General features: G+C 62.4%; 14 protein-coding genes. 2 read left to right on the plus strand and 12 right to left on the minus strand.

Translation table 11 applies throughout. The annotated features are described in order from the left end of the window. From HWE17_RS27455 to HWE17_RS27510, 12 genes are all read right to left on the minus strand, one after another. On the minus strand, positions 1 to 755 hold a 755-nt coding region (locus HWE17_RS27455; protein ID WP_255206412.1), incomplete at its 3' end, for a flagellar brake protein. Positions 756 to 765: 10 nt separating this feature from the next. Next, a complete protein-coding gene (locus tag HWE17_RS27460) occupies positions 766 to 1092 on the minus strand; it encodes an EscU/YscU/HrcU family type III secretion system export apparatus switch protein (protein WP_035821344.1) in 327 nt (108 codons plus the stop codon). Then, a complete protein-coding gene (locus tag HWE17_RS27465; RefSeq protein ID WP_176390972.1) occupies positions 1085 to 2266 on the minus strand; it encodes a flagellar hook-length control protein FliK in 1182 nt (393 codons plus the stop codon). Before HWE17_RS27465 ends, HWE17_RS27460 begins: the two co-directional genes overlap by 8 nt. Before the next feature lie 26 nt (positions 2267 to 2292). Next, entirely contained in the window at positions 2293 to 2619 is a 327-nt protein-coding gene (locus HWE17_RS27470; RefSeq protein ID WP_035821340.1) for a flagellar protein FliT, read from the minus strand. A 3-nt stretch (positions 2620 to 2622) separates the two neighbouring features. Next, positions 2623 to 3069 (minus strand): flagellar export chaperone FliS, encoded by a 447-nt coding sequence (fliS, locus tag HWE17_RS27475; protein ID WP_035821338.1) that lies wholly within the window; start codon positions 3067 to 3069, stop codon positions 2623 to 2625. A gap of 22 nt (positions 3070 to 3091) precedes the next feature. Further along, the gene (gene fliD, locus HWE17_RS27480; protein WP_369681784.1) at positions 3092 to 5773 is read right to left on the minus strand and encodes a flagellar filament capping protein FliD; all 2682 of its coding nucleotides are present in this window, start codon (positions 5771 to 5773) and stop codon (positions 3092 to 3094) included. Between the two features lie 229 nt (positions 5774 to 6002). Then, the gene (locus HWE17_RS27485) at positions 6003 to 6374 is read right to left on the minus strand and encodes a flagellar protein FlaG (protein WP_176390973.1); all 372 of its coding nucleotides are present in this window, start codon (positions 6372 to 6374) and stop codon (positions 6003 to 6005) included. A gap of 83 nt (positions 6375 to 6457) precedes the next feature. Next, positions 6458 to 7969, minus strand: coding sequence for a flagellin (locus HWE17_RS27490; RefSeq protein WP_099403003.1), 1512 nt, complete (start codon positions 7967 to 7969; stop codon positions 6458 to 6460). A gap of 339 nt (positions 7970 to 8308) precedes the next feature. Then, positions 8309 to 9880 carry a diguanylate cyclase gene (locus tag HWE17_RS27495; RefSeq protein ID WP_176390979.1) on the minus strand — a complete coding sequence of 524 codons (1572 nt, stop codon included), beginning with the start codon at positions 9878 to 9880 and terminating at the stop codon, positions 8309 to 8311. Positions 9881 to 10078: 198 nt separating this feature from the next. Beyond that, positions 10079 to 10726: a response regulator transcription factor gene (locus HWE17_RS27500; RefSeq protein WP_034753998.1), complete on the minus strand. Its 648-nt coding sequence runs from the start codon at positions 10724 to 10726 to the stop codon at positions 10079 to 10081. 30 nt (positions 10727 to 10756) lie between these two features. Further along, positions 10757 to 12259, minus strand: coding sequence for a sensor histidine kinase (locus tag HWE17_RS27505; protein WP_255206413.1), 1503 nt, complete (start codon positions 12257 to 12259; stop codon positions 10757 to 10759). Positions 12260 to 12276: 17 nt separating this feature from the next. Then, positions 12277 to 12867 (minus strand): hypothetical protein, encoded by a 591-nt coding sequence (locus HWE17_RS27510; RefSeq protein WP_176390974.1) that lies wholly within the window; start codon positions 12865 to 12867, stop codon positions 12277 to 12279. A 115-nt stretch (positions 12868 to 12982) separates the two neighbouring features. Between HWE17_RS27510 and greB the strand changes: the two genes are divergently transcribed. Continuing rightward, positions 12983 to 13549, plus strand: coding sequence for a transcription elongation factor GreB (greB, locus tag HWE17_RS27515; protein WP_176390975.1), 567 nt, complete (start codon positions 12983 to 12985; stop codon positions 13547 to 13549). 69 nt (positions 13550 to 13618) lie between these two features. Then, positions 13619 to 14236 (plus strand): transposase (locus tag HWE17_RS27520; protein ID WP_176390976.1); only part of this gene is annotated, 618 nt, incomplete at its 3' end.

Raw genomic sequence — 14236 nt, forward strand, 5'->3', positions numbered from 1 at the left:
AACCCAGCCATCCTGGCGTTGCGCTCCCGCTCCAGCCGCGTAATATAGCGCTGCACGTGCGCCAGCATGCTGCGCGGCAGGTCGACGAACTGGCAGCCGAGGCGGCGGTTCAGCTTGTTGTTCAGCAGGGTCATGTCCAGCGAATTGCGAATTTGCAAAGTCGCCGTGACGATGCCGACGTCGGGCAGGTCGATGCGGCAGCCGGGATAGTCCCTGCCGATGGTTTCGCCCAGCATCAGTTTATTGTCGAGGATGGCGATGCCGCCGCAGCTGATGTCGGCCAGCGGGAACAGGGTATCGGCGCCGCCCAGCGAAGGCGGCAGGGGGATCGAGACGCGCACGGGATTGCTCACCGGTGTCGTCATGCGGTAATACTCGCGCCGCTGCAAGCGGATCAGCGTTTCTGGAATGGCAATTTTCAAGGCGGGCGTGCCGCCGTAATGGCACTCTTCCACCTGGGCGCTGGCAAAAAGGATGCGGATCTTGTCGAGCGAGGTTTCAAACGAAATGCCCTTGGCGGCCAGCATGCGCCGGTTCTGGTCGGCGTTCACGGAACGGTCGAGGATGACGCTATCGTGCTCGGCATCGACTTCCAGGATGGAAGTGACGCACACATCGGATTCACCGTGGATCAGCATGCGGATCAGCTGGTTCTTTTCGCTGATACTGCGCAGCAAGGCGATGATTTCCCGCCGCGATTCCACTTCAAAATCATGCCAGTTTTCGAGGCCGGAATCCATAATATGTGCTTGCATTGATGCCTGTCTATGTATCGGTGAGGTTGACGCTGGTGTCGGGCGGCGGCGGGATCGGCCCGCCATTCGCAGATTCAATATGATATAACCAGGCCAGCAGTTCCGCAATCGCCCGATACAGGCCGGGCGGAATCTGGCGGTCCAGGTCGACATCCATCAGCAGCGCCACCAATTCCTTCGATTCATGTACGAAGACGCCGTGCTCGCGCGCCGTGCTGATGATCTGGTCCGCGATCAGGCCGCTGCCCTTGGCCACCACCTTGGGCGCCGGCGTGCCGCTCTGGTAGGCCAGCGCGACGGCCGTCTGCGGCACCTTGCGTTTGGTGTCGTCAAGCATCATCTTCTCCAGTGGCCGCCTCGGGCTTGCCGGCGATCGTCAACGACGACAAGGGCCAGCCGGCCGCGTCCAGCGACGCTTCCAGCGTCGCCGCATGCTGGCGCAAGGTGCCAGCGCTGCCTTCGCTGCCCGCCTGCAGCTGGATGGCCACTCTGCCGCCCTGCAAGACCACGTGCGCGGCCAGGTCGCCCAGCAGGGGAAACTGGAAGCGCACATTGCTGCGCCAGGCCGTCGCTTCCTCGTCGGCCTCCGTGCCAGCGTGCTGCTGGCCTTCCGGCGCATCGCGGCTGATATCCCACTGCATTTTCTGGCCGGGCCACGCTTCGCCCTGCCACTGCACGCGCGCCTGTTCGTGCGTATGCAGCTGCAAATTGATCAGTTGCGCCGAAGCCAGGTCGGTCCCTGTTCTGGTCGTCTCACCCTGGGCCGCCTTCTGCATTTGCGGCTCCAGCAGCAGCGACGCGAGCGGCCGCTTGCCTTCGGCCCATTCGGCCACATGCGATTCATAGAACAAGCCGCTGCTGCCGACGGCATCGCGCAGATTCTGCGCTACCTGGGCCGGGGCGGCGCCGGGTGTGGCCATCAGCGGCGCCTTGCCGACCAGGGACAGGGGCGCGCCGGGCACGCTTTCCGCCTGGCTGAGTACGCTGCTGATGGCGCGCGCGGTGGTGCTCAGCTCGGGCGCGGGCGTGTCGCTTGCCAGGGCGGGCAGCAGATTGGCCGGTGTCAGGGGCGCGCGGCTGAGCAGGGTGGCGGCCGTGTTGCTGGCGCGCGTGCCCGCTTGGGCGGCGCCAGCCTGGGGGCCACGTGCTTCGGCTGCCTCGGGCTCGGCTTCCGCGTCCGCATACGTCAGCAGGGCACTGGCGGGCTGGTCGCGGCTATTGCCGATTTGAAAAGAGGGACGGGGATTGATGCCGATCAAGGTCAGCGGGATTTCCGTGCCTGGCTGGGCGCCGGCGGGCAGCTGCATGCGGGCCGGCGTGCCGGCCACGCGCACGAGGAAGCTGCCGTCGCCCATGCGGGCCAGCACCTGGCCCTGCATGGATTTGCCGATCAGCCCCTGCAGCGAGCGCTGGAACTCGGCCTGGCGCGGATCGGCGACGGCGTCGGCCGCCCGCGTGGGCTTGACCGGGGTCAGGGGCGTCATGCCGATCGCATCCATCTTCGGCAACATGATAGCGGACCTTGCCCCGTGGGCGCTTACGCGCCGTAGGCGTTGGCCAGGCGCCGCTCAGTGCCGGTGCTGCTGATCAGCTTGGACAATTGCGCCATCCACGGCATGGTCAGATCGCGGATCTTGCGGTCGTCTTCCAGGATCTGCTTGATCAGGGCGACTTTGCGTTGGCGGCCGGCGCTTTCCAGCACGACTTTTTCTTCATTCGCCTTCAGCGCGGCCACATGCGCACTGATGCGCTGTTCCAGCGCTTCCAGCGCATCCCAGTCGGCGTTGGTGGCGGCGGTGACCATCTGGCCCGTCAGGGTCTGCATGGCTTCGTAGGTGGTCAGGACTTCTTGATTGGTCATCATGGGTCAGGCGCTCGCAAGGCTGGGCATACGTTTCAGGTCGGCGCCAGGCATGGCGGCGGGGGTGGCGCCGATGGCGTTCCAGGTTTCGCGCAAGTCGGTGAGCAGGCGCTGCACTTCCTCCAGCATGGCCAGATCGTTGCGGATGTTGGCCGCCAGCAGGCGCGCGCTCATGTATTCATACAGGGCGTCGAGGCCTTCGGCGATCTGGCCGCCCGCTTCCTTGTCCAGGCTGGCGCGCAAGCCATTGTCGATGATCTGGATGGCTTTCGAGATGGACTTGCCTTTTTCCGGCACATTGCCCGATTTCATGTGCATCTGCGCGCTGAGCACGGCCACCAGGGCGCCGTCGTACAGCATCACGATCAGCTTGTGCGGCGAGGCCGAAACGATGCCCGTTTCCAGGCCGACCTTGGCATAGGCGTTGACGCCGCGTTGTTGTGTTCCAAACATTTAATTCTCCTGATGATTGGGCTTAACGGTTGGCGGCGATGGCGGCCAGCTGCTGGGTCAAATAGGATTGCATGCCCTGCAATTTATTCAGGGACACATCCAGGCGCGAATACTGGGCGCGGTAGCGCGTTTCGATGTCGTTCAGTTTGTCACTGAACTTGTCGCGCTGCGTCGCGATGCTCTTGATGGTTTCGTTGAGGCCCTTGGAACGGTTGGTGATCATGCCGTCGGTGCCGAGGAAGGACGTGGCCAGGTTATTCAGCTGGTAGGCATAGCCTTGCGAGAAACTGACGGTGCCGCGCGAACCGGTGGTGCCGCCCGTGACTTCAATCTTCAGGCCATCGGCCGGGGAGCCGGCGGCGCCCGTCAGGGTCTGGCCCGAGCCGATCACCGGTTGTCCACCCAGGGTGCCGGCCACGTCCGCACCCTTGACGGGGGCGGCTGCTCCGAACAGATCTGTTGGCGCCGTGCCGGTGCCGCTGCTGATGGCGATATTCGAGACGGAACCATAGCGGCTCGATGCCAGCACCAGTTTGCCCGTACCGTCGATGGAAGCCGATACGGTGGCGCCGTTGTCGGAAAAGGCCTTCACGCCGTTGACCGATGACTGGATGATGGACGCCATCTGGGCCGGCGTGTACGTCCCGGCAGGAATGACGACCTGGGCCGTATTCTTGGCAGCGCTGGGCTCGGTGTCGTTCAGCGTGATGCTCCACGTGGTGTCGCTGCCTATCGTAGTGGTGGCCGGCAGCACGGCGGCCGAGGTGATCGAGCCCTGGCTGGCCATCGTGGTGATCGTCAGTTCATAGCTGCCGGGCTTGGTTGCGGCGGTCGAGCTGGTAAAGGCGACGTTGCTGTCGGTGGCCTTGCCGAGCGCGGAAAACAGGCCGGCGATGTCGGTGAAGTTGGCGCTGATGGCCTTGTCGAGCTTGCTGGAATCCAGGGTCAGGCTGCCATCTTTCTGAAAGGAAATGCCGACCTGGCTCAAGGTGCTCAAACTGCTGTTCAAGCCGGTAATCGGTGCGCCCAGCTGTTTGCGCAACTGGCTCTGGATCGATTGCGCGGTCGAGTCGCCCAGCAGGACGCCGCCCTTCTTGGTTTCCGGATCATAGGCCGTCATCTTGGCCATCGCCGTGTTCAGGTCGTTATACGCCTTGACGAAGGCATTGATGCTGGTCTTGACGGTGGAAGTATCTTTCTGCACCGACAAGCTGGTGCTGCCGACCTTGGCAATGCCCAGGGTCACGCCTTCGATGGCCGTATCGACGCTGTTCGACGCGCTGGTGATGGCGATGCCGTTGACGCTGAAATTCGTGTTTTGCGCGGCGCTGTTCTGTTTCAGGTTTTGCGTGCCGCTCGCATCGTAGGACAGCAAGTCATTCAGGGCGCTGTCCGGCGGCAGGCCGTCGCTGCCGCTCAGCGAGATTTTCATCGATGAGTTGGCGCCCGTCTTCGACGAGCTCAGGACCAGATGGAACGGCTTGTCCGTGCCGTCCGAAACGATACTGGCCGTCACACCCAGGCCCGCGTTATTGATGGCGTCGCGGATGCCTTGCAGGGTGTTATTGGTGGCGTCGATCACCACCGTGCCCGTCGCCTGCGTGCCGTCCTGGGTAAAATTGGTGTTCATGTAGGCGCCACCGGAGCCTGCCGTCAGTCCGGCGGCGGTCGGATTGCTGCCGGCGATGGTGATCGGGCTGGCATTGCTCGAGGCCAGGTTGATGGTGCTGGTCAGCGTCACGTTCGAGCCGTCATTGACCGCGTTCGAGGCGTGGCCGATGCCGCCCTTGACCGAACCCGTCACCACTTCTTCGATGTTCAGGTTGGAACCGTCGGCGCGCGTAAATTTCAGGGTGCCATCGGCGGCCTTGCCGGTGACGGTGATGTTGGCCGCGGCCAGCGCATTCGAGACGGCATTCGGACCTTCGAGCGTCGTGTCGAGCGAGGCGGCCGTGATGCCGCCGTTGGCGGCCACGCCGTTGCCCTGGGTAACGATCTCGACGCCGCCCACCGACAGCGAATAGGTGCCATCCGCGCCCGTTTCGACGCTGCCGAAGCCGGCGAACATGGTGGCGCTGCTCGATGTCGGCTGCGCCGTGGCGGTCACGCCCGTGGTGCTGCTCTTGGCGTTGATGGCGTCGGCCAGGGCGCGCGCGCTCTTGGTGCTGGCATCGGTGGGGATGGCGGTGCCGTTGAGGATCAGCGAGCCGTTGCTGATGCCGGTTTGCGCCGTGGTGGCGCCCAGGGCGGTGCCGTTCAAACCGAAGGTGCCGCCGGTGAGCGAGCCCAACTGGAAGGAAATCGTTGTCTTGCTGCCCAGCCCGATGGTCGACAGCTTGTTGGCCATGCCGCCCGACATCAGGGTCTGCGACTGGGCCAGTTGCGTGACATTGATGTTGTAGTTGCCAGCCACGGCCTTGGCGCCGGCACTGGCGGACAGCACCAGTGGATCGGCGGGCGTGGCGCTGACGGCGCGGAAGTTATTGGTATTGGACAGGGCCGACAGCGAATTCTGGAAAGTGCTGACGGCGCCACTGAGCGTGCCCATCGCGCTGAGCTTAGCCTGGTAGGAGGCCGTTTTCTTGTCAAAAGTACCCAGCGGTGCGGCTTCGGCCGTCATCAGCTTGTCGATGATGGCATTCACATCCAGGCCGCTGGCGCCGGCGCCGATGCCGATGGATGAAAGTGTAGGTGTGATGGCCACTGAATACTCCTAGGAAAACGCTAATATAAGCTGTTATCGGCAGAATCAATCAGGACTTGAGAGGGGGATTTACCGCGCTGTTTTCAGCGGGAGCGAAAAAGCGGGAAAGGGGCAGGGGAGTGTTGCGTTAATTGCAATAAAATCGGGGCCGGATAGCCAGGCTACCGAACCCCGTGGTCATGCCGATGCGTATTGCCATGATGTCGCATGTCCGTGTGCCATGCCATCGCTATGCGCTTTGACTGATCAGCGAACCTTTGGCCGAATCGAAGGTTTTGGACAATTCCAGGGCTTCCCGGGTAGGAATCTGGCGCAGTACTTCCTTGGTTTCCTGGTCGATGATTTTGACCACCGTGCGCTGGCTGTCTTCGTCGATGGAAAATTCCAGGCCTTGCGTCTTCATTTGCGAGGACTGGTTCAATTCCGAGACGGCTTTGTCCAGCTGCTCGCGGCTGGGCTCCTTGCTGGCTTGCTGTGGTGCAACCGTGTCGTTTTCCGTAGCCGTGCGTGGCGTTGCCGGGCGTGCCGGCGACGCGTCCGTCGTGCCGTAACTCTTGTCTATCCTGGCCGCGGAGGCGGCCGCTATCGTGTCGATAGTCATGGTGCTCTCCTAGTGAAAATTCCCCTGCCGAAAAAATCCGGCAGGGGAATCGAGTCCTGCGCTGTTGCCTGACTAATCGGAGATTAGCCGCGCAGCAGGCTCAGGACGCCGTTTGGCAGCGAGTTCGCTTGTGCCAGCATGGCCGTACCAGCTTGTTGCAGGATCTGGCCGCGGGTCATGTTGGCCGTTTCCGATGCAAAGTCCGTATCGACGATACGGCTGCGCGATGCGGACAGGTTTTCCGTGGTCGATTGCAGGTTGGAAATCGCCGACGAGAAGCGCGATTGCAAAGCACCGTACTGGGCGCGTTGGCCGTTCACCGTTGCCAGTGCTGCATCGGCAATTTTCAGTGCCAGCTGCGCGCCGTCAAACGTCGTCACGTCCAGGGTCGACACGGAGTTCAGGGTCGAACCTTGTGCCGTTGCTTTACCAATCGCCAGGCCGGTCGTGGTGGTTTCCGTGACCGAGAAGCTGTTTTGCGAATCGAAGGTCACGCGGCCGTTGACCGTGGCGGCATCGGCTGCGGTGATGATCGACGTGGCTGCGGCTTGTACTTTGCCATCGGCCTTGTAGCCATCAACGTCGAACTTGACGTTGGCCGTCGTGCCTTGCGTCAGAGCGATATTTTCGCCCGATGCATTCGTCAGCTTCATGCCCTTGTTGACGCTGTCGTACTGGGCGGTCACGCCGGTCTTTGCCGTTTGGGCATTGATGGCGTTGATGCCTGCGGCATAGTCGGCTGCGGTCGATGCGGTGCCGCTGACGGCGAACGATACGGTGACGCCCTTGGCGTTATCCGAGCCGATGGAGAACGAATACGATTCGGCGCCCAGGTTCAGGTTGACGTCCGTTTGTGCCGTTGCCGTCACGCCCGTTTTCGCCGTTTGGCTGTTGATGTCGGCGGCGACGGATTTGGCCGTGCTGCCTTTGATGGCATCGCCTGCACCTGGTGCCGTTTCGGCGACGGCGGCCGTCGTGTCGACGGTCGTGGTGCCAATGGAGCCGGAAATCGTCAGCTTGCCGACAACTGCATTACCGACGGCATCTTTTTTGACAGCCGATGCATCGTTGGCGATACGGTTGTTGCCGTAGGTGTTGGTCAGGAAGTTCGCGCCGCTGGCGGAAATCAGCTGATTGGCATCTGCGCCGACCTGGAAGTTGGCCGTACCCATGGTGCCGTCCAGCAGTGCCTGGCCGTTGAACGAGGTGGTTTGGGCGATACGGTTCAATTCCGAACCCAGCTGGCCTACCTCGGTTTGCAGCGCCTGACGGTCGCTCGACGAGTTGGTGGCGTTCGACGATTGCACGGCCAGTTCGCGGATACGTTGCAGGATGTCGCCCGAGCTTGCCAACGCGCCTTCAGCCGTTTGAGCCAGCGAGACGCCGTCGTTTGCATTGCGGGTAGCTTGGGTCATGCCGCGGATTTGCGACGTCATACGGTCGGAAATTGCCAGACCAGCGGCGTCATCCTTGGCGCTGTTGATGCGCATGCCGGAGGACAGGCGTTGCAGCGAGGTGCTCAGGGCCGACTGCGAGGTCGACAGATTGCGTTGCGAATTCAGGGACGAGATGTTGGTATTAATTACTGCAGCCATGATAATTCTCCAAACAGGTACTACATTGCGCTATGTGCTAGTCACTTTGGCCTGCCCCGCTGTTCCGGGACAATCAAGCCGCTGTTGTTTAGGGTAACGGTTGCTCTGCGGGAAAATTTATGGCGAAAAGTGCTTTAAATTTTAATTTTTAGCCCTTCAGTTTGTGGCTGGCAGCGCGCTAGACGACAGGATTTAAGGAAACTTGAGGGCAAAAATAGTTTTATTTTTATATGTTGCGGAGGTTGGCGGGGCGCCGGAGAGGGAAGGATGTTATTGTTTTTGCCATAAAAAATGCCGTCCGGCCGGGTGGCGGGACGGCATGCGGCGAAGCGCCAGGGTTCAGTCCGCCACCACCACGCGGTTCTTGCCCGTTTGCTTGGCCTGGTACATGGCGCGGTCGGCGCGCTTGACCAGTTCGGCCTGGTCTTCATTGGGCAGGCGCAGGGCCACGCCGGCGGAAAAGGTGATCAAGACTTTTTCGTTGTCGTGCAGGAAGAAATGCCGGGTCAGTTCGCGCTGCAAGCGCGTCATCGTCGACGAGGCGGCCTCGACCGTCGTTTCCGGCAGCAGGATGAGGAATTCCTCGCCGCCGAAGCGGGCGATGACGTCCATCGAGCGCAGGGTTTCCTTGACGATTTTGACCAGGTGTTTCAGCGCCGCATCGCCGGCCAGGTGGCCATAGGTATCGTTCAGGCGCTTGAAATCGTCGAGGTCCAGCATGGCGATGCACAGCGGCGTGCCGCGGCGGTCGGAGCGGGCCGTCTCGCGCTCGAACACGTCATCCAGGCCACGGCGGTTCAGGCTGCCCGTCAGCTGGTCTTCCCGCACCAGCTCGCTCATATGCTGAAGCTTTGCTTCCAGCGTGTGGATGCGCTGTTCCGCATCCTGCACTTCCTGGCGCGCCAGCACCATCTTGTCGCGCGCGCGCAAGGCTTCGTTCTGCACCATGCGCGTTTCGCGCAAGACTTCGTCGAGAACGCTGTTCAGTTCGCTGATATTTTCCGCCTGGCTGATCTTTTCCGAATAGCCGCCGATCTTTTCATGGAAATCGCCCGTGCTGGCCGCCACTTGTCCCAGGCGGTCGATGAAGGTCATCATCATGTTCTTGACCGTCAGCTTGACGTCGGACAGGCTGTGCTTGAGCTGGCCCTGCTTGTAGATGACTTCCTTCAGGCTGCGCGTGGCGTCTTCCAGCGCGCGCTGGTCGAGCGGGCCGGCGATCAGGTTTTGCACGGCATCGACTTGGCCGCGCAGCCAGCTGTCGTCGTCGAGCAACTGGCTGACGTTATCGAGCAGCAACTTGAACAGGCGCAGCAGCAATTCCTGCTGCTCGGCCGTGTCGCCGCTTTTCAGTTCGATCTGGTAGCACAGCTGTTTCAGCCGCAGGGCCGCTTCGTTCAGCGCTTCTTCCGTGTGGGCCAGCTTGATGGCCGCGCCCAGCGATTCGGCTTCTTCCACCAGCGCGGGCGTGCCCGTGAGCAAGGTGGCGACGGCAAAACCCAGGGTGCGGCTGAGCAATTCACGCAGGGTGCGCGTCTGTTCGCCGTCCGGCAGGGGCGGCAATTCGATGCCGCCGCCTTTCTTGACCTGTTTTTCCGCCAGTTGCGCCAGCGTGCGCGCATAGCTGTCCCAGTCGCGCGCTTTCAGGGCACGCTGGAAACGCCGGCCAAAGTCGCCCAGTTCGCCCGCCGATTCGCTCATCTTGGCGGCGAATTGCGTCAGGACGTTTTCCGCGCCGCTCTCCGTCGGTGCGCTGGCGGCCAGCACGGCGCCAGGCGCGCCTGGCACCTCTGCCGGTTCGCTGATGCCGGCGATTTCATTGTAGATATCGCGGTAGGCGCTTGGCGTGGGGGCGATGCGGCGCGTGGCCAGGCGGCGAAACGCTTCACGGGCGATATCGGCCGGGTTCATCGCGGCGGTGGCGGTATTCGTGGCGCCAGCGGGAGCGCTTGCTGGGGAAGTTGGCAATTTACTGGACATGTAGGCACAGCCTTTTTAGATATTTCTAATTATCCTCATGATATGCGAGTTGGCAAAGAACTTATTGTGCGAGAAGCAAGGAGAAGTCCTGTCAATTCGCCCGATGCCAGCGTGCATGCCACTTTGCCGTCAATCCACCAGCTGGTTGCGGATGGCGTAATGCGTCAGTTCGGCGCTGTTCTTGAGTTTCATCTTGACCAGCAAGCGGGCGCGGTATTCGCTGACGGTTTTCACGGATAATTTCAGCTCTTCGGCGATGGCGCCCACGGCCTTTCCCGAGGCGATCATGACCAGGGTCTGGTATTCGCGGTCCGACAAGGTGTCGTGCAAGGCCGTTTCGTGGTCTTCGCCCACCGTGTTGGCCAGTTCCTGCGCCAGCGAGGCGCTGATGTATTTCAAGCCCTGCGCCACCTGGCGGATGGCCGTGACCAGTTCGCGCGGCGCGCTCTGTTTCGTCAGATAGCCGGCCGCGCCCGCCTTGAGCGAACGGATGGCGTACTGGTCTTCGCGGTGCATGGACAGCATCAGTACGGCCAGCTCCGGCTTTTCCTTCTTGATCTGCTTGAGCACCTCGATGCCGCTGCGGTCGGGCAGGGAGATGTCGAGCAGCAACACTTGGCATTTCGAGCCACGGAACAGCTTGATGGCGTCGTGGCCATTTTCGGCCTCGCCGGCCACGATGATGTCTTTCGTGTCGGCGAGGATTTGCTTCAAGCCCTCGCGCACGATCGCATGATCGTCGGCGATGAATACCCGGATGGTGGCTTTTTCTTTCATGACTGCGTTGTTTCCTATCTAATTCACCCACTAGGCCGTGTCTGGCGACGGCCCGCTGTGCGCGGGCGCACTGGCTGCAGCCGCTATTATCGCCTCTCGCGCCGTGGTCAGCCGGATTTTTATGCTCAGGATGGTGCCGCCGTCCGGCCCGTCCATCAGGCTCAGGGTGCCGCCCAGCGCAGCGGCGCGTTCGGCCATGCCGCGGATGCCGAACGATTGCGGCTTGGCGCGGTCTGACAGACGCATGCCGACGCCATTGTCGGCGATCGACAGGCTGATATGCTGGCGCTGCCGCGCCAGGCGTACGCTGACCTTGCTTGCCTGCGCATGCTTGGCGATATTCGTCAGCGCCTCCTGGGCGATGCGGAACAGGCTGGTCGCCTGGTCCAGTTCCAGTTCGATATGCTGGCGGTTCGAAATGAACTGGCATTCGATGCCGGCTTGGCGCGCGAATTCCTTGACTTGCCAGTCCAGCGCGGCGACCAGGCCCAGGTCCAGCATGGACGGGCGCAAGTCCAGCGAAATGCGGTGCACGGCGTCGATGCTGCGGTCGACCAGGGCATCGACATAATCGGCCTTTTCCTGCAACTGCGGGTCGTCCGGCGGCAAACGGCGCGCCAGCATGGCCAGCGCCATCTTGATGGCCGTCAAGTTGCCGCCCAGGTCATCGTGCAGTTCGCGCGCCAGACGCGTGCGCTCGTGTTCCTTGACCTTGTCGATGTGCGCGGTCAGCTCGGCCAGGCGGGCGCGCGACTGGCGCACCTCGATCTGTTCGAGCCGGCTTTCCGTGATATTCGTCATGATGCCTTCCCATTGCACCGTGCCGTCGGCCAGCGCGCGCGGCGTGGAGCGCAGGTTGATCCATTTGACGTCCTTCCAGGCATCGATCCAGATGCGGCCTTCCCAGTTCCAGCTCCACAAGGCGCTTTTTGACGCCTGCATCGATTCCAGATACGAGGCGCGGTCGTCGGCCAGGATCAATTGGTAAAACAGTTCCGGGCGCGCGTGCAGTTGTGCCGGTCCCAGGCCAAGCAGGGCCTGGCAGCCGTCGCTCAGGTAGGGGAAGGCGGCGCGCCCATCCGCATGCAGGCAGAACTGGTACACGAGGCCTGGCGTATTCGAGACGATGGCGTTGAAGCGCGACTGCACCTGCGCCAAGGCGGCGGCCGTCGCCTGCGGCGTGCGCAAGTCTTCGCCTTCGGCCAGCAACAGGGCGCGGCCGTGGCGGTGGGCGCGCGACAGGTGCAGGCTGAGCGAATACAGGCTGCCATCGCGGCGGCGCAGCTGTACGTGCAGCAGGGCCTGCGCACCGATGCTGTCGTCCAGGGTCGCCAGCACGGCGGCCAGTTGCTGCGCATCGAGTTGCGGCGCCAAGGTGAAGGGCGTCATCGCCAGCAATTGCTTGCGTGCATACTGCAAGTTGTCGCAGGCGGCATCGTTGGCGTCGAGCAATTGCAAGCTGGCCGCGTCAAACAGGTAGATTTCCGGCGTCGCCGCACGCATGGCGGGCGCCAGCCAGGGAGTGTCGTGCATGGCATTGGCTTTCTTCATCAGCGGCGCGCGCGCCAGAAGGCGGCGAAGCGGCGCAGCACCCTGGCCGGGCGCGAACTGTGGCGCCCGGCGGCGGCGCGCGTACGCAGGCGCTGCCACCAGGCGCGGCGGGCGCGGCCCAGCGCGGCCGACAGGCGGCTGACACGGCGCCATGGGCGCGTGGCGCGCAGGCGGGCGATCCAGCGGTCCTTGGTTTCCATGAACAGGCCATGCCAGCGCGCAAACCACGGCAAACTCAATAGGGTGGGGCGCGTCAGCGAATACAGGCGCGCGACGGCGGCCGCGCCGCCCAGCTTGGCGATGACGATCACGCCGATGCCGGAAAACGCATGGCCGCGCGCGATCGCCAGCAGGGCCAGCAGCTTGACGGGGAACAGCAGCACGGCTGGCAGCACGAAGATGGCCAGCGCCCAGTACGGCGGCAGGCGCTTGATCCACGCTTCGAGCGCATGCAGGGGCGGAAATTGCGCGATCACCTGCATGATGCGCGCGCCGGTTGCCCACAGCCATTCCTCGATCAGCAGGAAGATGGCGGCCAGGTAGACCAGCGGCGCGAACAGCCAGCGCCTGAATCTGTAGAATTTTTTCATCCGTCTCCGTGTGCGGCGCAGGTTTGCCGCGATTGCCACGATGATACGTCAAAAAAGCCCGTTTGCCCCCGCATCCCGTGTGCCCGTGGCTCCCTGGCGGGGCTACAATAGGCAGATGAATAAAGCCTTTGTAAAAGAATCCGACAACGACGACGATGAAGAAGCGGCCGCGCTGGCGCTGGCCATTCCCGCCGGCGCCAAGAACTACATCACGCCGGCCGGTTACCAGCGCATCAAGGAAGAGTTGCTGCAGCTGATCGACGTCGACAGGCCGGAAGTGGTGCGCATCGTCCACTGGGCGGCGTCGAATGGCGACCGTTCGGAAAATGGCGACTATATCTACGGCAAGCGCCGGCTGCGCGAAATCGACCGCCGCATCCGTTTCCTCACCAAGCGTATGGACCTGGCCGCCATTGTCGACCCCAGCGTGCATCATGGCAACGACCAGGTGTTTTTCGGCGCCACGGTGACTTACCGCACCAGCGACGGCGAAACGCACACCATCACCATCGTCGGCATCGACGAGTTCGATCCCCTGAACGGCAAGATCAGCTGGGTCTCACCCATGGCCCGCACCATCACCAAGGCGCGCGAGGGCGACGTGATCACCCTCAACACGCCGCAGGGCGAGCAGGAGCTGGAGTTGCTGGAAGTGACGTATCCTGCGCCGGGGGAGGGGTAGTTTGCGGTGACGCAGGATGCGTCTTGAGAAGCCTGACATGCTGGGACTTTCCTTTACAGGAGAGCGACCATGGCCCGCGTCCAGCGTTTGTTTATACCCGGTATGCCTTTGCATGTGATACAGCGCGGCGCCGACAGGCGGATCTGCTTTTTCGAGGCAGGCGATTATCTCTGGTATCTGCAGCAGTTACAGCGCCACTGTCTGGCGCACAAGGTCCAGTTGCATGCCTTTGTCCTGATGACCAATCATGTGCATCTGCTGCTGTCTGCGGCGAAAGTCGAGGCCGTTTCTCAGTTGATGAAGTCGTTGGGACAGGAATATGCGCATTACATCAACTGGCGCCGCCATCGTAGCGGCCCCTTGTGGGATGGGCGCTACAAATCCTGTGTGGTACAGGATGCGACTTATCTGCTGGTTTGCCAGCGCTATATAGAGCTCAATCCGGTTCGCGCCGGCATGGTGAAGTATCCGGGCAATTACAAGTGGTCCAGCTACCGTTGCAATGCTGAGGGGCGAATCGATCCGTTGATTGAGCCGCATCCGCTTTATCTTGATCTTGGCAGCAGTCCGGGTGACAGACAGCAGGCGTATGTTGCTTTGTTCCAGGCAGAAGATCCGCTTGCGTTCCAAGCATTGCGTGACGCTAGTCGTGGCAATGCTGTTGTCGGAAGTAGCGCCTTCGTGCAA

The organism is Janthinobacterium sp. BJB401 (assembly GCF_013372745.1).
Lineage (GTDB): Bacteria > Pseudomonadota > Gammaproteobacteria > Burkholderiales > Burkholderiaceae_D > Janthinobacterium > Janthinobacterium rivuli.